Annotated in this window: 16 protein-coding genes; 9 read left to right on the top strand and 7 right to left on the bottom strand. The window is 44.9% G+C overall.

Annotation, left to right across the window (positions count from 1 at the left end):
• Window positions 1-390 (bottom strand): RNA-guided endonuclease InsQ/TnpB family protein (locus O9300_RS16780; protein ID WP_287972862.1); only part of this gene is annotated, 390 nt, incomplete at its 3' end.
• Window positions 391-481: 91 nt separating this feature from the next.
• Between O9300_RS16780 and O9300_RS16785 the strand changes: the two genes are divergently transcribed.
• Window positions 482-1,858: a cobyrinic acid a,c-diamide synthase CobB gene (locus tag O9300_RS16785; protein WP_287972863.1), complete on the top strand. Its 1,377-nt coding sequence runs from the start codon at window positions 482-484 to the stop codon at window positions 1,856-1,858.
• Between the two features lie 322 nt (window positions 1,859-2,180).
• Here O9300_RS16785 and O9300_RS16790 read toward each other — a convergent pair whose 3' ends face one another.
• The gene (locus tag O9300_RS16790) at window positions 2,181-2,567 is read right to left on the bottom strand and encodes a hypothetical protein (protein WP_004163047.1); all 387 of its coding nucleotides are present in this window, start codon (window positions 2,565-2,567) and stop codon (window positions 2,181-2,183) included.
• A gap of 389 nt (window positions 2,568-2,956) precedes the next feature.
• Between O9300_RS16790 and O9300_RS16795 the strand changes: the two genes are divergently transcribed.
• On the top strand, window positions 2,957-4,816 hold the full coding sequence (locus tag O9300_RS16795) for an iron uptake porin (RefSeq protein ID WP_061431204.1): 1,860 nt from the start codon (window positions 2,957-2,959) through the stop codon (window positions 4,814-4,816).
• Window positions 4,817-4,863: 47 nt separating this feature from the next.
• Here O9300_RS16795 and O9300_RS16800 read toward each other — a convergent pair whose 3' ends face one another.
• Window positions 4,864-5,280 (bottom strand): CoA-binding protein, encoded by a 417-nt coding sequence (locus O9300_RS16800; protein WP_125731644.1) that lies wholly within the window; start codon window positions 5,278-5,280, stop codon window positions 4,864-4,866.
• 41 nt (window positions 5,281-5,321) lie between these two features.
• Between O9300_RS16800 and O9300_RS16805 the strand changes: the two genes are divergently transcribed.
• The 5 genes from O9300_RS16805 to O9300_RS16825 all read left to right on the top strand — a co-directional run bounded on the left by O9300_RS16805 (window position 5,322) and on the right by O9300_RS16825 (window position 10,555).
• Window positions 5,322-5,525 carry a hypothetical protein gene (locus tag O9300_RS16805; protein ID WP_190723468.1) on the top strand — a complete coding sequence of 68 codons (204 nt, stop codon included), beginning with the start codon at window positions 5,322-5,324 and terminating at the stop codon, window positions 5,523-5,525.
• Window positions 5,512-6,186, top strand: coding sequence for a TIGR04283 family arsenosugar biosynthesis glycosyltransferase (locus tag O9300_RS16810; protein WP_190723466.1), 675 nt, complete (start codon window positions 5,512-5,514; stop codon window positions 6,184-6,186). The genes O9300_RS16805 and O9300_RS16810 overlap by 14 nt, the downstream gene beginning before the upstream one ends.
• A gap of 319 nt (window positions 6,187-6,505) precedes the next feature.
• A complete protein-coding gene (locus O9300_RS16815) occupies window positions 6,506-7,123 on the top strand; it encodes a PEP-CTERM sorting domain-containing protein (protein ID WP_287972866.1) in 618 nt (205 codons plus the stop codon).
• Between the two features lie 1,080 nt (window positions 7,124-8,203).
• A complete protein-coding gene (locus tag O9300_RS16820) occupies window positions 8,204-8,683 on the top strand; it encodes a hypothetical protein (RefSeq protein WP_061431412.1) in 480 nt (159 codons plus the stop codon).
• A gap of 219 nt (window positions 8,684-8,902) precedes the next feature.
• Window positions 8,903-10,555 (top strand): acetolactate synthase large subunit, encoded by a 1,653-nt coding sequence (locus tag O9300_RS16825; protein ID WP_190723460.1) that lies wholly within the window; start codon window positions 8,903-8,905, stop codon window positions 10,553-10,555.
• A 343-nt stretch (window positions 10,556-10,898) separates the two neighbouring features.
• On the opposite strand, the gene O9300_RS16830 is transcribed toward O9300_RS16825, so the two are convergent.
• Window positions 10,899-12,143 (bottom strand): DUF4912 domain-containing protein, encoded by a 1,245-nt coding sequence (locus tag O9300_RS16830; RefSeq protein WP_190723457.1) that lies wholly within the window; start codon window positions 12,141-12,143, stop codon window positions 10,899-10,901.
• A gap of 409 nt (window positions 12,144-12,552) precedes the next feature.
• Here O9300_RS16830 and O9300_RS16835 point away from each other — a divergent pair, with 409 nt between their 5' ends.
• Window positions 12,553-13,890 (top strand): histidine phosphatase family protein, encoded by a 1,338-nt coding sequence (locus O9300_RS16835; protein WP_287972868.1) that lies wholly within the window; start codon window positions 12,553-12,555, stop codon window positions 13,888-13,890.
• 315 nt (window positions 13,891-14,205) lie between these two features.
• Here the strand turns inward: O9300_RS16835 and crtD are convergent, their stop codons facing one another.
• From crtD to O9300_RS16850, 3 genes are all read right to left on the bottom strand, one after another.
• The gene (gene crtD, locus O9300_RS16840) at window positions 14,206-15,699 is read right to left on the bottom strand and encodes a C-3',4' desaturase CrtD (RefSeq protein WP_190723453.1); all 1,494 of its coding nucleotides are present in this window, start codon (window positions 15,697-15,699) and stop codon (window positions 14,206-14,208) included.
• A 157-nt stretch (window positions 15,700-15,856) separates the two neighbouring features.
• Window positions 15,857-16,774: a homoserine kinase gene (gene thrB, locus O9300_RS16845; RefSeq protein ID WP_190723451.1), complete on the bottom strand. Its 918-nt coding sequence runs from the start codon at window positions 16,772-16,774 to the stop codon at window positions 15,857-15,859.
• A gap of 2 nt (window positions 16,775-16,776) precedes the next feature.
• Window positions 16,777-17,487, bottom strand: a complete 711-nt coding sequence (locus tag O9300_RS16850; RefSeq protein ID WP_190723535.1) for a superoxide dismutase — start codon at window positions 17,485-17,487, stop codon at window positions 16,777-16,779.
• Between the two features lie 331 nt (window positions 17,488-17,818).
• Between O9300_RS16850 and O9300_RS16855 the strand changes: the two genes are divergently transcribed.
• Window positions 17,819-18,395: transposase family protein (locus tag O9300_RS16855; protein WP_287972871.1), on the top strand; the 577-nt coding region annotated here is incomplete at its 3' end.

The following is an 18,395-nucleotide window of genomic DNA, read 5'->3' on the forward strand; positions in this document are numbered from 1 at the left end:
TGTGCATTTGGCTAAATAGATTTGTTTGTCTTTAAATTTAAAGGCTGATTTGGTAAATTCGGCACTTCCTCCCTGATGTTTTTTCTTAAAGTTAGGATACTTAGTACGACCAGCAAAGAAATTAGTGAAAGCTGTTTGTAAATGTCTTAACCCTTGTTGTAAAGGTACACAGCTTACTTCGTTTAAAAAGTCTAATTCTTCTTGTTTTTTCCAATCGGTCAACATTGAAGAAGTTTGAGCGTAGCCTACTCTTTCTTGTCTTTCATACCAAGCTTGTGTTCTGAGATGGAGAGCTTTATTGTAAACTAATCTTACACAGCCCAAAGTGCGCCGCAATAGCGACTCTTGTTTTGGTGTGGGGTAAAATCGGAACGAATAGGCTTTTTCCATATCCCGCATTCTAGCATATATCGTGTAAATGCGCTAATATTTGACGGTAAAGCCGTCGTAGAACGACGGGGTTTCAGACCCAAAATTTTCGATGATCATCGCAGGAGAAAGAAGCGGAGTCGGTAAAACTACGATTACTCTGGCAATCTTGGCCTATTTAATCAGTCGTGGCGATCGAGTGCAATCTTTTAAAGTCGGGCCCGATTATATCGATCCCATGTTCCATAGTCATTTTACCGGTCGCCCCTGTCGCAATCTCGATCCGGTTTTAACTTCTGAAGACTATGTAAAAACCTGTTTTGCCCAACATTGTCAAAATGTCGATTATGCTCTGATTGAAGGGGTAATGGGGCTATTTGATGGTATTCAATTAAGCGATACTCAATTTCCCGACTATGCCAGTACCGCCCATATTGCCCGTATTTTAGGGCTTCCTCTGCTGTTAGTTATCGATTGTAGTCGTTTATCTACCTCTGTCGCCGCTATTGTCCGCGGTTATCAATCTTTAGACAAAAATCTCCATCTAGCCGGAGTTATCCTCAATCGGGTTGGCAGCGATCGCCACCTGCAATTACTGCAAACCGCCCTAGAATCGATCAATATGCCGATTGTCGGGGTTTTGCGTCGTCAAGATTCCCTGACAATTCCCGATCGCCATCTAGGATTGGTTCCCAGGGATGAACTAGGAGAAATCAGGCAACTGCAAGATCAACTGGCTTCTATTGCCCAAAACTGCTTTAATTGGGACATTCTCTTGCCTTTACTCACTATTTCTCCCCAAGAGAACCCGAAAAATCCCCCAAGAGCAAATAAGCTTTTTCCCCCTATCCGTATCGGTATTGCCAGAGATAAGGCTTTTAACTTTTATTATCCCGATAATCTCGATATTTTAGCCAATTTAGGCGCGGAATTAATCTTTTGGAGTCCCTTGCAAGGGGCAAATTTGCCCGAAAACCTGCAAGGGTTGTACTTTGGTGGCGGTTTTCCCGAAATCTTTGCCCCGGAATTAGCAGCTAACACCCCTATCTTAACTCAGGTGAGAAAAGCGATCGCCTCTGGAATGCCCACCTACGCCGAATGTGGGGGATTAATGTATTTATGTGACAAAATAGTTGATTTTGAGCAAAAAAACCATTCTATGTTGCAAATAATCCCCCAATCTGCTATAATGTCCCCGAAATTAACCCTAGGTTATCGGCAAGCCATCGCCAAACAGGAGACGATCCTGCTCAAAGCAGGTCAACCAGTGCGCGGCCATGAATTCCATCGCTCCCAATTAAGCGGGGTGAGCGACGCACCGATTTATCAACTGCAAGCATTCCCCAAAAGTGAGATCAATGCCGAAGGGTGGCAAGGTAAGAATCTGCACGCTTCCTATCTTCACCTACATTTTGGGGGCCAACTAAGCCTGCCGAAAAAATTTTTAGCTGCCGGCCTTGATTTTTTCCGCACAGCTGCGTTAAGCTAATTACAGATAAATTTGATAATCAATCCGTTAAGGGATACAGGAGGTGATGTCGATGGTAGAAAGTAGTAAAAGCATGGGTCTCCTAATCGACAATAGCCGGCTGTGCGCCGGGGCTGTTCTCTAGACCCCCACGTCTAAACAAGATTTAGACTAGCTGGAGTTCCTTCCGGCAGTCTGGTGTCGATTCCGATGACCCGCTACACCGCCCTTACCGAGCAATTGGTAAGGGCGGATAGTTTTTGGGGGTTTCCCGTCATCTGGGAACCCCAGAACCAGAACTAATACCAATTTTTTCCTAAGTGAGCCTTTCTTGACTTTAACTCTACGGGCGCAAACTAACCCAGCGTCGCTTCTGGTTTGGGGACACCATTTTAACGCCTGTCACCGAGATAATATCATTGGCCAAATTCTCTGCCATCATGGGAATGAGTTGATTTATATTATTCTCATAAGCTTTTATCCAGAATTTAGCTAGTTTCTCTCTCGCCTCCTCATTGACATAGATAGTTTTACCCGGCGTAATCAATACCATTGCCACATCACCGGAGTTTTCCGTGACGGCAAAGACAAACTGATCACGGTCGGACTTGAGACCTTCGTACCAGTAGTCTATGTGTTCTTCTAATTCGTATTCATAGAGAGCGCGTTCCATCTTGCCATCTTCTAGCAAGGCTTTACGCAGTGTATTGGCTATCTTTCTTTTTTTCATGGTCTTGTCTCTGTTTTTATCGGCGTTAAGTTTTGCCCATTAGACATCACTCCATATTAAGAGTGCCACCAGAGAAATCATCAATTAACCTGACAACAACCCAGTTCAGTGGCCGTTATCAAAATCACAGAACCTTGCCCGACTCGTCTAGACGAGCCCGTTGTATGAGCTTAAGTTTTCTCTGTGTAAGGATTCTAACCTACTTTAGTTTTTGTTTAAGTGCCGTTAGGAGCGACAGGGTGGCCACTTTTTCAACTGGTCAAGGGAAAAAAAATGAGATCGCATCTTTCCCTAAGTAATTAAATTGTGTATAATGGCAAAAGAATAGAAAGGCTATATGCGTCGTCAAACTGTGTAGTCAACCTATAAGGTGTGAGGAAAAAACCATCATGTTAAGAATGTTCTGGAAATCATTGCTGGTTAGCCCAGCGATTTTAGGGGCTACCCTAGTAGCTTCCGCTAATGCTAGTAGCTTCGATCCCGCCAAATCTACCAGTGTTTCTACCGAATTTAACAATCTAGAAATCGCTCAAGTTCAGGACAACGCTGCAGGAACTGGCGAATTACTCAATCAGATCGAACAGTACGGTAACGAAGGTCAAGTGGCACCCGTACAGGGCAACACCATCGATCAAGTCACCAGCGTTAACCAACTGCGGGATGTTTCCCCCACCGCTTGGGCTTTCGAGGCTTTAAGAAGTTTAGTTGAACGCTATGGTTGTATTGTTGGTTATCCCGATCGCACCTTCCGCGGCGACCGAGCTTTAACCCGTTGGGAATTTGCGGCTGGTTTAAACGCTTGCTTAAACGTCATGGAACGTTTAATTCAAGATGGTGTCAACGTCCTCAAGGAAGACTTAGATGCCCTCAAGCGCTTGATGGATGAGTTCCAGGCCGAATTAGCGGCCTTGGGAGCTAGAGTTGATAACTTAGAAAGCCGGGTGTCTTTCCTCGAAAATAACCAATTCTCCACCACCACCAAATTAGCTGGGGAAGTTATTTTCGCTGTCACCGATACGGTCGGTGCTGGTAGCCCCGCCTCCCAGGCCGCCATGCAATACCGCGCTCGTTTGCTGTTAAACACGAGCTTCACCGGTCAGGACGTACTGAAAACTCGTTTAGCGGCGGGTAGTGCCACTCCCTTCGGATTTGATTACAAATCGACCACCACACTACAAAATGGTGATCCCGCTTCCGTCAGATTCGATAATCTGCAAAGCCCTTCCCTATTCCAAACTTGGACCGCGGCCGGTAACGGTAGCAATGTGGTTCTCGACTGGTTGGCCTACTATACCCCGATTGACTTAGGTTATTTTGGTCGCTTCAATACCTACGTCGCCGCTTGGGGCGGTATTTGGAATGACTTCGTTCCCACCACTAATCCCTTCTTTGAAGACTTCGACGGTGGTAATGGTGCGCTTTCGACCTTCGCTTCCGAAAACCCCATCTACCGTATCGGTGGTGGTTCTGGGGCCGGTGTTAGCCTACAGTTAGGCTTCCTCCAAAGCATTGTCGGTCCGACCTCCCTATCCTTGGGTTACTTAGCCGGTGGTGGTGGCTCTAGTTCTGCGGCCAATCCTAACCCGGGTAATGGTCTCTTTAACGGAGATTACGCCGCTCTAGCACAGATTAACGCTAACCTCTTTAACTTCCTCAACGTCGGCTTCACCTACGTTAACGCTTACCAAGGTGCCGATACCGCCATCTTCGGTAACGGTGGTTCCTTCGGTGTAACGGGTACTTCCGCTGCTAACCTTTCCCAAACTCAGTTAAATACCCTGCTCAACGTCAACGGCAACCCTCCTGGAGACGTCACCCTACAGGATGAAGTCGGTTTCTTCAACTTCGGAGCCAAAGTATCCAATAGCTACGGTTTAACCGGTGCAGTGGATATTGGTTTCGCCAGCTTGAGTGCCTTCGGTTCCTACTCCACCGTGCGTTTACTCGGTCTCGGTGATGCGGAAGTGTGGACCTACGGTGCTGGTATTGCCTTCCCCGACTTGGGTAAAGAAGGAAATATCTTAGGTCTGTTTGCTGGTGCGCAGCCCTACATCGGTCACTTAAGCTTCCGAGACATGGGGCTAAAAGTATCTAACATCGTTCCCTACCACGTTGAATTGTTCTACAAGTACCAAGTCACCGACAATATTTCTATCACCCCCGGTGTCATCTGGATTTCTGCACCTGAACAGTTCAAAGGCACTGGTAACGAGTGGATTGGCACTCTCCGCGGAACCTTTACCTTCTAGGATTTCCTAAATTAAACCCGAAACCCCACCCATGGTGGGGTTTTGTTTTAGGCAAATAGACGCTGATATTCTATCTGGATACAAGCATCCATAATCACGTTTAAACCCGCCTCGATCGCTTTTTTTTCGGCAACTGGGTGATAAATTCTCAATTGTGTCCAAAGGGTAGCAGCCCGAATAGCAATAGCTGACTCGACAATTTCGGGTAGATAATCAGGATGACGAAAAACGTTAACAATATCCACAGGTTCGGGGATAGCCTCTAGAGAAGGATAGCAGCTTTGACCGTCAATTTGCTTGACCATAGGATTGACAGGATAGACTCGATAACCCACCGCTTGCAGGAATTTGGCCACCTGATAGCTGGCGCGGCTCGATTTCTCGGAATGCCCGACCACTGCGATAATTTTACTATTGCTGAAGATGGTTTTGAGCGCACCATCGTCTCCTTTAATATTCGGCATTGTCCCACCTATCTTAGAACAGAGTTTCGTTTCCCATAAAGATGAAGTGTAACCTAATTTGGCATCGACTTTTGACGGCAGCTTTAGCCACTCTGAAGAACTGGCAGCAATGTTTAACTTTTCTACAGGAAAAACAGTTATTAAAAATCCCAGTCAATCCCTCGGTATCTGTAGGAAAATTTACCCGATGGTCGCCCCTAAATCCTGTGACTTTAGTTAGCGCAAAACCTGATGAATTATCTTAGTATTATCATTCCGACTCTTAATGAGGAGTTAAGAATTGCCGCAACGTTAAAACAGATAGGTGCGGGGGTAGAAATTATTGTTGTCGATGGGGGAAGTACCGATAAAACTAGAGAAATAGCCGAACAATTGGGAGCGAAAGTAATTATTTCACCCAGAAAAGGTCGTGCATTTCAGATGAATTTAGGAGCCAAAATAGCCAAAGGAGATATTTTGTTATTTCTGCACGGAGATACTTTACTTCCCCAGGAATTTCAAGAACAAATTATCGATACTTTATCCCAATCTGGGATAGTAGCGGGGGCCTTTGAATTAAAAATTGATGGAGAGGAAAAATCCCTGCGTTTAGTGGAAAAATTAGTTAATTGGCGTTCTCGCTGGCTTTCTCTTCCCTACGGAGATCAAGGAATATTTTTAAAAGCCTCAATATTGGCAGATTTGGGCGGTTTTCCTGAGTTGCCAATTATGGAAGATTTTGAATTAATACAAAGATTGAAAAAAAGGGGTAAAATAGCCATAGTTTCTGCCGCGGTGATTACCTCGGCAAGACGTTGGCAAACATTAGGAGTTGGCAAAACTACCTTAGTTAATCAATTAGTTATTATTGGTTATTATCTAAAAATTCCGCCGCATTTGTTGAAAAGTTTTTATCGTTTATGGTAATAAATGCTTGCTGAAAAAGTATTTGAGGTCATTGTGTAATGTAGGGGCGCAACGCTTGCGCCCATAATGTGACATTGTGAACATTTTTCAGCCAATATCCAAGAGAGGCAAAGACAATTATACAATCGAAGAAACCCTACCAAAGAAGAGGTTTTCATGGCGCAAACATTAACAAAAATAATTAAAAATGCGGGGGGAGTAAGCATTACTTATTGGTAGCAGGCAGTAGCAGTCTTTTGAAAAATACAATTATATAATCGAGGAAACCATACCAAAGAAGAGGTTTTCATGGCGCAAACATTAACAAAAATAATTAAAAATGCGGGGGGGTAAGCATTGCTTATTGGTAGCGGGGGCAACTCTAGCCATCCTAACCCCTTTGCAAGCCGCCCAAGCTGTAATTATCGATTTTCAAAGCTTAGAACAAAATAACTCAGTCGCTAATAATGTCGGTTTTACCTATACCGAAGACGGTTTTACCCTAGGTAACCTGTCTACTCCTTTTCCCTTTGCATTTTTTGGCACTCAGGAATTTCGTTACCCTGGTTCTACCGCCTTATTCAATGATACGAGTGATGGAATCACCAGATTAAACCAAAATGGCGGAGGCTTATTTGACTTAAATTCTATTCAACTAACTAGCCTCCTTGGTAATAATAGTGTGACTGTCAATTTTACAGGAATAAAGGCAGATTCTAGCATCGTTACCCAATCTTTTACTACCGATGCAATTCTTAGTACCCTAGAAACTTTTACCTTTAATTCTAGCTTCACTAATTTAGTATCTGTTCAATGGATTCAGGCATCTCCGTTTCATCAGTTTGATAACATCAATGTCACTCCCAGTGCTACACCGGTTCCCGAACCTTCGGCAATTTTAGGATTATTGGGTTTAGGACTTTTGGGCATCGGTTCTCAATTCAAACAAAAACGATAAATTGACAAGTGTGGGGATGGGAAAAATCCCATCCCAACTTGAGAAAAAACGCGCTCTAGAAACCTTCCAAATTTAACTCTTAATTTGAGTAAACAAATTTTTTTAAATCCCCCAGCAATTACTCAAAAAATTTGACATCTTATAGCGGACAGGTAAAAATAAAAACTTTTCTTTGCCAAGGCACCGATCGATAGGATAATTGATCATCGGAACATCTGCTCTGAGAATATGTCTCTCGATCGCCGTCAATTTTTTTATCTTTTAGGTGCTACCCTTGGCACAGCCACTCTTGCTGGTTTTAACCCTGCCGCTTTTATCGAAAAAATTAGATTTATTCAGCCAACTCTATATAGGGTTTTCATCCCTTGTAACCCCATCCATGGCATAACACAAACCGAAGAACCAGGCTATCTTAGGTTTGGTGGGTAAAATGTATTCTAAGATACAGTCCTGCTGGCGAGGGAGTGGAAGGAACCACTCCAGACACAGAGGACACAAAGATTGATCGCTTCTATAGTAAGTTAAACTGATCACACAAAGAACTGATAGGCTTTTAGTGGCTTGAGAACAAGCTTTATCAATCTATTCATATAATTGACAATTATCAAAAGCGCACACTGCCGGAAAGCCATTTATTTTTTACCGAAAAATTGGGTTTAAAGCCTCGCCCTTTGAGGGCGACTTTATAGGATGTATGCTATTAAGAATAGGGGGCCGGGTAAGCAACCGCTTAAAAAACCCAGTCATCAACCGATGAACGCACCTTGAAAACTAGAGTTATGGGGTTCTCTAGGGGAATGCTCCTATAGGTAAAATTCTCAGCACCAAGTACCAGAGAAACCAAGTATTTTAGAGGTTTGGAACTGTATCGTAGGGGACTCCGAAAACAGGCTTCTGTAAGGTTGCGAAAGTCTGAGGAGAGAACCACCTCTGGGTGGGATTTCGCCAGGAATCTAATTCAAGTGGACTCGTTGAGCCATAAATTCACAGCAGTGATGCGAGAAGAATCCACGTCCGTAAACGGACGTGGGGTATGTCAAAATAGAAGATTCCCTAGATTATTTTTGCGGGAGGCAATCGGTGATTCTCAATTTTTCCTTAAGGATTGTAGCGGCCAAAGGCAGACTATTCTGTAAGTTTTCACTCTACAAAACCTATCGGGTGGTCAGTACCGCCCCCGTCGATGTCCTCTGGCAAAAATTAATCAATGTGGCCGATGTCTCTTGGCATCCTTTGATCGCCAAGGCTGATGTTCCCTTGGGTTTAATCGCTAAACCGGGGTTAATCTATCAAGCTGTCACCCGTCTGACTCCCATTCCTGTCCGGGTTTTCGTGGAAAATGTTCGCCCCGGGGAACTCCTCAGCCTAAGAGTTCTCGCTATCCCCGGCATGGAACAGAAAATGACCTACCAAGTGGAATCAACCCTCTGTGGTAGTTATATTTCCTATTCTGTCACTCTGCGGGGTTGGCTGTCCCCCTTTATCTGGTGGTTAAGTCGTCCCTATTTAGCCAAAGTCGCCGCCCAACTAGCTCACGCCGCCGAAGAATTAACGGCCTAAAAAAAATTTTCCCCAATTGTGCTAATAAATAATCTGCCAAGGGTCAAGATCTAAGTCACAATGGTATATGGATAGACTTAAACAAAATTTTAGTCAGCTACATTGGTACATATAGTCTACTGATATCATCCCGACGAGTTGAGCGCAACAACCTCAATCCGCCGGGATGAACTATCTCTAGAGACTTTACTGATGAAGTAAGCTCTACAGGAGGGAACTATGGGGGAATTAAACACAGCCGAACTTCTAGTTAAATGTCTAGAGAATGAAGGGGTCGAGTATATTTTTGGGCTACCCGGGGAAGAAAACCTCGATGTTTTGGAAGCCCTAAAAAACTCCTCGATCAAATTTATCACCACCCGTCACGAACAGGGCGCCGCTTTTATGGCCGATGTCTATGGACGCTTGACGGGAAAAGCGGGGGTTTGTCTCTCCACTTTAGGACCGGGGGCGACTAACCTGATGACAGGGGTAGCCGATGCTAACCTCGATGGGGCGCCCTTAGTGGCCATCACCGGCCAGGTGGGAACCGATCGGATGCACATTGAATCCCATCAATACCTGGATCTGGTGGCCATGTTCGCCCCGGTGACGAAATGGAATAAACAAATCGTGCGGCCGGGTATCACCCCAGAAGTGGTACGGAGAGCCTTTAAAACCGCACAAAGTGAGAAACCGGGGGCAGTTCATATTGATCTTCCCGAAAATATCGCCGCTATGGCTGCCGATGGTCATCCCTTGCCCCTCGATAGTCAGGAAAAAGTTTACGCTTCCTACCGGACTTTGAACATGGCGGCGGCGGTGATTTCTAAAGCGAAAAATCCCTTGATTTTGGCGGGAAATGGGGCAATTCGCGCTAATGCTAGTGAGGCTTTAACGGAATTCGCCACGGCCTTGAATATCCCTGTGGCTAACACTTTTATGGGTAAGGGGGTGATTCCCTATACCCATCCTCTGGCTCTTTGGGCGGTAGGATTACAGCAACGGGATTTGATTAGTTGTGCCTTCGAGCGCAGTGATTTAATTATCGCTGTTGGTTACGATTTAATCGAGTATTCCCCGAAAAAATGGAATCCAGACGGGAAATTACCGATTATTCACATCGGCATGACTCCGGCGGAAATTGACAGCAGTTATGCCCCGGTGGTGGAAGTGGTGGGTGATATCACCGATTCTCTCATCGATATCCTCAAACGGGCCGATCGCCAGAATAAACCAACTCCTGTCACCGCGGGATTAAAGACGGAAATTCGGGCCGATTACGAAACTTATGCCAATGATACGGGTTTTCCGATCAAGCCACAAAAATTGATCTACGATCTGCGTCAGGTGATGGGACCGGAAGATATCGCTATTTGTGACGTGGGCGCTCATAAAATGTGGATGGCGCGCCAGTATCACTCCGATTGTCCCAATACTTGCATTATTTCTAACGGTTTCGCCGCTATGGGTATTGCTATCCCTGGTGCGATCGCCGCTAAGTTAGTTTATCCCGATAAGCGCATTGTGGCGGTGACGGGAGACGGCGGTTTTATGATGAATTGTCAGGAATTGGAGACAGCTTTGCGGGTGGGAACTCCCTTCGTCACTCTCATCTTTAATGATGGCGGTTACGGTTTAATCGAATGGAAGCAGTTAAACTATTTTGGGACCTCTTCTTTTATTAAGTTTGGTAATCCCGATTTTGTTAAATTTGCCGAAAGTATGGGATTAAAAGGCTATCGGGTGGAATCTGCTCAGGATTTGATCCCAATACTAGAGGATGCTTTCCGGCAAGAGGTGCCCACGGTGATCGATGTTCCCGTCGATTACGGTGAAAATCTGCGTCTTTCCCAAAAATCGGGCGATCTAAGCTGTCAGATTTGGGAATAGAAGTTGATAACGGCAAGCAACCCCCTCGGTAGCTTGCCGTTATCTTCTCGAAAAAAATCCCCTAACTAGGGCTGGCTGAATAAATGTGAAATGTAGGCATGGTAAGGGTTTTGTGGCTTTTCTTGCTCCCACAGGTGCAAGATTTTGAGAGAATCGTGCTTCAAAACCTGGCGTCTTCATCGGCCCGCGTCCTGTAGGGGCGAAGCATTCGGATAGAAAATCTCCGGTTTCACCGATAGGTTATTGCCCGAATGCTTCGCCCCTACTTTTTCAGCAGACCCTAACTAAATCTCAGTTAGGGGGAAGTAATTGGTTTGGCTTTGGTAACGTTAGAAAACCCAATCTAGAACAACCATTCTAGAACCGCCTCGTCTTTAGTGTTGGTATTGCGAGAGGGGGTTTCCCGGGTAAATTTCATGTGGATAGAACGATTTTGTTCACCATCGGCGGCCACGGCCATAATCGGATAATCGATTAAACCGTCTTGGAAGGACATCTGATAGCGGAAAGTGCCATCGGAATTGAGTTTAATCGGACGACCACCGATAGTTACGGTGGCATCGGGTTCGGTGGCACCATAGACGATTAATTCGGCATCGGCAACTAACCAGAATTTGCGCGGACGTTGTAGGGTTTCCGAAGCACCCATACCGATACCAGAAGCAGTCATGCCGATACCGGAAGCGGTTAGTCCCGATACCGTGGGAACTGCCCACATACCAACCCCGGAGGGGAATACATAAGAACTGATCACTTCCGACATCGGTACGGAACCGGCGACGTGCTGCATGGAACCAAACAAGGACCCAGCCACCCGTAGGGCCTCCATATCGCCGACACTCTCGAAAATTTGGTCGTATATAGGGCTTCCCGTGGTTCCGGCGCTGCTGCCGTAGCGTTTGCTGGGGGGAACGAGTTCGTAAACAGTTTTACCCACCAGTTCTTCTTCCCAGTTAACGGTGACAAAAACATCTTCAATCCAGTCGGAAGGATAGACGGGAGGAATCCGCACTAAAGGAGAACGGGCCAAAACTAACCAACGACCATCAGCACAACGATAACCGATATCGATAACATAATCTCGATCGCTGACCGGAATCGGTAAATACCATTCCCGGGCCAATTCATCACAGAGATATTCTTGGACGCTATGCGCGCCTTGGCTATTGAGATCGATATCGGTGACATCATAAAGACGCAGGGCTAACTGTTGTCCCCCTTGACGACGTAGATCTTCTTTTGATTCGTTGGGGATATCCCAGTAAGCATAGGCCCACTGAGGATCGCGAGGTAGGAGGGTGATGCGATTTTCACCGTAGCCACCGGGCAGATCTCCTAAACCATCATCCACTGAACCTAGGATGTCTTCGATCGGGTTAGCTTGACCTAATTCAAATTTTGCTGCTTCCACTGGTTTTTCCTCTTTAATAATAGATTTAAAATTGCCGCTTACTCCCATAGCTTGGGTAATTGCCTCAATTAATTGCGTTTTCCGCATCCGACTGTAACGAGAGATGCTGTATTGACTGGCAACTCGTCGCAGTTGCCGCAAGGTCATCTCATCTAAGGGTGGGTATTCTGGGACCATGAGTTGACACTCTCCGATTAGTTACGACGGCAAATGTTTTTGAGCATTTGCAAAAGCAGTTATCTGGGTAATCCTTCTAACTACTCATCGATTGCTGTGTGAACGAGAGATCCACTCGATGGGGATCAAGGGAATCGCTTGTTATAAATACCTATTAAACAGTAAGATTCCGATTTTGACCAAGTACCTTGTCATGATTTCTTGACAAAACCGCCAAACCCTTGATCCCAAAGAGATTGTTATATCAGGAAGTTTTGATATGCTGTGCTGCCTTGAAACTGTAGGCGATATTTTAGTACAAATGCGCTACACTGATTACTGATTACTGATTACTGATCACTGATTTGTACTCCGATCCCGATCGCCTGTAATCTGATATTGAGACTTTTAGTTAAGGAGACTGAACCGCTTGGCTACCCGTGTGATTATTGTTCGTCATGGACAAAGCAGTTATAACGCAGAGCAGAAAATACAAGGTCGCAGTGATGGCTCGGTTTTGACGGAAAAAGGCCATCTGGACGCGGAAAAAGTAGGAAATGCCCTCAGTCAAATCGATATCGCCGCTTTTTACTGTAGTCCTCTCCAAAGAGCCAAATCTACTGCTGAGGTGATTCAGTCTCGTTTAAATAACTCTCCCGTCATTCAACCCACTTCCCAGTTACTAGAAATCGATCTGCCTATCTGGGAAAATATGGTCAAAGAGGAGGTAAAAGCTCAATACCCCCAAGAATATCGGGATTGGCAGCAAAAACCTCACGAATTTAAGATGATACTGCCCGATGGTCAAGAACATTATCCCGTTCTCTCCCTCTATCAACAAGCCCAAGATTTTTGGCGAGAAATTATTCCCCAACACGAGGGCAAAACTATCCTCATTGTTGCCCATAACGGCATTAATCGCTGTTTAATTCTCAGTGCCATTGGTATTCCGGTTTCCTTATACCATTCCCTACAACAATCTAACTGTTGCGTTAATGTTCTCAATTTTACGCGTAATTTTGGTGATCCTGTCCAGGTGGAATCCCTCAATCAAACGGCACACCTAGGGATAGCTTTACCCCCACCGCGTCCTCCTTTCCAAGGTTCGAGGCTGCTGCTGGTGCGTCACGGAGAAACCCAATGGAATCGGGATAAACGTTTTCAAGGTGTGCGCGATATTCCTCTCAATGATAATGGCAAAGCTCAAGCTGAGAAAGCCGCCGAATTTCTGCGAGAAACGGCGATCAATCACGCTGTCACCAGTCCTTTGTCCCGTCCCAAGGAAACTGCCCAAATTATCCTGCAATATCACCCCAATGTCACCTTAGATACCCAAGTGGATCTGACAGAAATCTGTCACGGACTTTGGGAAGGTAAATTAGAGGAGGAAATTGAAGCGAGTTTCCCCGGGATGTTAGAAGACTGGAAAAATGCCCCAGAAACCGTGCAAATGCCGGAAGGGGAGAATTTACAGGAAGTTTGGGATCGAGCGATCGCTTGTTGGCAGCAAATCGTTAAAACCTATAGTAATAGCGATCGACCTCAGACAATTATGGTAGTAGCTCACGATGCCATTAATAAGGTGATTCTTTGTTATTTATTGGGTTTAAAACCCGCCAATTTCTGGAATATTAAACAGGGAAATGGCGCGGTTAGTGTTATCGATTATGCCAAAGGAGTTGACTCTCAACCGGTCCTGCAAGCAATTAATATTACCTCTCATCTAGGATCAGGAATACTCGATCGCACGGCAGCTGGCGCTTTATAACAGTGATCAGGAGTCAGGAGTCAGGAGACAGGAGACAGGAGATAGAAGACAGGTTTTAGGCGTTGGGGATTGGGGTTTTGGGGTTTTAGTTCAATTTCCCCACTTCCCACTTCCCCACTTCCTGCTAACTAGAAGCTAATAATTCAAGCTCTTGCATAATTAATTTTTGAGGGTTTAAAAACGGCAAAAATAAGGATTAAATGGCATAAAATCTGTAAATATACTATTTAATTGATTATTATCCATTCTTAATTCTCCTGACTACTGACTACTGACTCCTAACCCTAACAACAATTTTTGATTTTTACAAGAGGTCTATTGATTTTCAATCTGTCTAACTACCGTTAGTGCCGAATAGCTGACTCCGGCAGTACCTTCTCCCGGATGGGTGGAATCTCCCACTAACCAAAGATGGGGGATCGGAGTGCGCGTCGCTACGCCAAAAGGGCCAAAAGTGGACAGTCTTTGACCAATACCGCCGACAATGCCCTGATTTCGCCCCGTAAACCGTTCAAAAGTGCGAGGTGTAGCTGATTCGATGTGAACGATGTGATCAGGACTAAGATGGAAATAATTACCGAGACGCTCGATCGCCTCTTGGGTGTATGCTGCTTTTAATTGCTGATAATTATCTTCTCCTTTTCGCCACCAAAGACTGGTATCGGTGAAGGAAGAAGCAATAATCGTCGCTTTTCCCACTGGAGCGCGACCATCCCCTTCTTTACTCACGGAAACAAACAAAGAGTTATTTTCGCCGATTATGCCATCGTCATCGTAGAGGAATTGCAAATGGGGAGGACAATCGGGGGGAATAGCAGCGCGATCGACTCCTAAGTAAACCACAAAAGCACCGGATGCGGGGGGAAGTTTTTCGATTCTCCGGTGATAAAGACTGGGAATGGCTTCGCGATCGATTAATTGTGGTAAATTTTGGATCGGGATATTAGCCACAATCTCATCGGCCATTTCTGGATATATTTGACCATTTTTTTGATTTCTGACGATAATTCCCGTGGCTTTTCCCTTTTCTGTCAGTATTTTTTCCACTGTGTGGCGCATTTGCAATTTACCGCCGTATTTTTCCAAAGCTGTTACTAGGCGATCGCTTAATACTTGCATACTACCCTGAAGGTGGGATAAACCTTGGGGAGACTGAGAAACTGCTAAAGCGGTGGCGGCATAAAGTAAAGCGGTTTCATCGGCAGTAACTTGGGAATAAAGCTTTAACTGGAGATCCAGAAAGGTTTTTAGGCGTTTATCCCTCTCTAAGCCGTATAATCGCAGAGCATCGCCCACAGTCATCAAAGTAAAGGGGAAGGTAATGGCAGTATCTAAACGCAAAGCGGCGATTAATTGCCCTAAATCCCACCAGTTGCGCGGGGGTAAAACTGGATCGCGACTTTGAAAACGCCAACTTGCTTGAAAGAGTTTTTGTAATAATTGCCAAAAAGGTTCGCTGCCCGGAAATTGTTTTTGTCTTTCCTCTTGCCACTTTTGCCGATCGCGCCAGACGTTAATCGCAGTGGTTTCCCCCGGCAGAAAAACGGCACAGGCGGGATCACAGGGGACAGAATCGGGTAAATCTATCCCTAATTCGGCAAAAATGCGCTGATGAATGCCCCCTACTTCTAATCCTGCCACTTGAGTTGCCCCCACATCAAAAGTAAAACCCCGACGGGAAAAAGTCGAGGCACAACCTCCGGGGACAAGCGCCTGATCATATACTGTGACTTGATAACCTCGACGCGCCAATAATGCCGCCGCCGTTAGTCCGCCAATCCCTGCACCAATAACGGTAATTCGCGTCATTTTCTTAATAATTATTTATATTTATTTTTATCCTAACACTGCTGTCTTTTCACTGATTACTGATTACTGTTCACTGAAAAGCTCCCCACTTCCCCACACCCCACTTCCCCGCACCCCAACCAATCTGCCCGGGACTCTTAACCGGTAAATTGGAGGCTTAACAGTTTACTTGCGCCCCTAGGGTATCTAAAGCTAAAATTTTCACCTCAGAGTTAATCCCCACTTGCTGCCAAGCATTTTTCATCTCTGTTGCTGTTTTTTGGGCATTGTCGGGGTTAGTTAAAGCTAATAGGCTCGGACCTGCGCCACTAATTACCATCCCGTAAGCACCCGCGTTAATGGCGGCTTTTTTCACCTTTTCGTAACCCGGGATCAAAGATTGGCGATAGGGTTGATGCAGTTTATCCTCTAGGGCAATTCTCAGCCAATCGCCGTTACCCGTCTCCAATCCCCGCAATAATAAACCCAAGCGGGAAATATTGAAAATTGCCTCCTGACGGCTAATTTTTTCGGGTAAAACCGCCCGAGCTTTTTCCGTAGCCAGTTCAAAATCGGGAATCGCTAGGACGGGAATGAGATTTTTTTGCCAAAATACTTGACAAATAGCCCAATTTGTGCTATATCCTGCCGATAGCTGACAGTTACCCCGCAAAGCTGGCACCACATTATCCGGATGGCCCTCCAAGGCGATCGCTAATGCTTCGATTTCCCCCATAGATAAAGGATTTCCCGCGCATTGATTAGCAGCCACTAACCCACCGATAATAGCAGTGGCAGAACTACCTAAACCTCTAGCCAGAGGAACCCCTAAACCGATCTCGATGGCGATAGGGGGCGGATTCTGTCCTATTTTTTGATAAACTTGCAAAAAAGAAGTGTAGATTAAATTATCAGCACCTTGGCTAACTTTAGCTGATTCAGTTCCCTTGACAATAATGCTGACAGGGTTAGCTGTCGTTGCCGGCAGCAGGGTAAAAGTAAACTGATTATATAGGGTTAAGGCCGCTCCGAGACAATCGAAGCCGGGCCCAATATTAGCAGTGGTAGCGGGAACTGTTACCGTAAAAGTTGACATGGTTAAGCTTTTGCCTGAAGATAGCGGCGATTTACCTCCTCCCAGTTAACCACATTCCACCACTGTTTTAAATACTCAGCCCGTTGATTACGATATTTTAAGTAATAGGCGTGTTCCCAGACATCATTGCCCATAATTGGCTGTAATCCCATCATTAGGGGGCTATCTTGGTTAGCAGTGCTGGTAATTTCCAGTTGTCCTGACTTATTTAAAACCAACCATGTCCAACCACTACCAAAAAGTTTAGTACCAGCTTGGTTGAAAGCGTTTTTAAATTCCTCGAAACTGCCAAATTTAGCGATTATTGCCGCCCCTATTTCTCCTGTTGCTTCGCCACCGCCATCGGGGGACATAATCTGCCAAAACATCGTATGATTAAGATCGCCGCCGCCATTATTGCGGATAGTGGTGCGAATATCGGCGGGCAAAGAGTCAAGATTTTTAATTAATTCTACTACTGTTTTTTTCTGCAATTCTGGATATTTTGCCACTGCCAGGTTGAGATTATTAACGTAGGCAACATGGTGTTTATCGTGATGAAATTGCATCGTTTCCTTATCAATATAAGGTTCTAGGGCATCATAGCTATAGGGTAGGGGAATAAGACTATAGGGACCGGTAGCGGCAAAAGCGGCAGGGTTAAAACCGGCAAGAGTGGCTGTGCCAAGGGTAGCACCTAAAAGATCAATAAATTGACGGCGATTGAGAGACATAAGTAATAAAACAAAATTAACTTCTTGGTTAGGATAGGCACTCATGGAAGAGGGAAAGGCAAGAGGTAGTTAGATATTAGCTACATATTCTCAGAGCAGATGTTCCGATGATCAATTATCCTATCGATCGGTACTTCGGGAGACAAAAGTGGTTCTTCGGGACTTGTTATGCAAATAATTAACTTAAAATAAAATTCGATGAGAGCGCCTACGCTCAAAAGTAGCTGAAATCCATACAGGGAAAGACTTAAGGCACAAACAGGTTAATACCAAAAGATAGACAATTGAGTTAAGATTTGATATAATAGCCAAAAACGAGATTATTTTACTTATGATACTTGACAAATTTTTGAACCTAAAAGGAACCTGTATTCAAGGCTATCTACACCTAGAAAATATCGGTATAGTTTGCCGAATCGAATCGAAAAATCAAAAAGCAACCTGTCCTCGTTGTGGGTTAGAGAGCGATAAACTCCACCAAAATCATCGACATTTAGTCAAAGATTTACCAATCTCAGGACAACCAGTGTACCTACAGGTTAATCGTCGTCAATTTAAGTGCGATAATTGTCAGAAACCCTTTAGCGAAGAGTTAGATTTTGTCGCCAAGAAACGAACCTATACGAAAAGACTAGCCGAGAATATACTCGAACAATTAAAAGAAGGAGATATTTTAAATGTTAGTCGAAGAAATGACGTAACGGAAGAAGAGATTCAAAGAATGATAGAGGACATAGCTGAAGAAATTACAGAGACAGACCTATCGAAATTAAAAAGACTAGGAATTGACGAAATCGCTCTAGTCAAAGGACAAAAAAATTACTGTGCGGTTTTAGTAAATTTAGATACGGGAAAACTAATAGCTATTCTAGAGAAGCGAACACAAGAAGAATTGAGGGAAACGCTTA

Source organism: Microcystis sp. LE19-195.1E, from assembly GCF_027532095.1.
Taxonomy (GTDB): domain Bacteria; phylum Cyanobacteriota; class Cyanobacteriia; order Cyanobacteriales; family Microcystaceae; genus Microcystis; species Microcystis aeruginosa.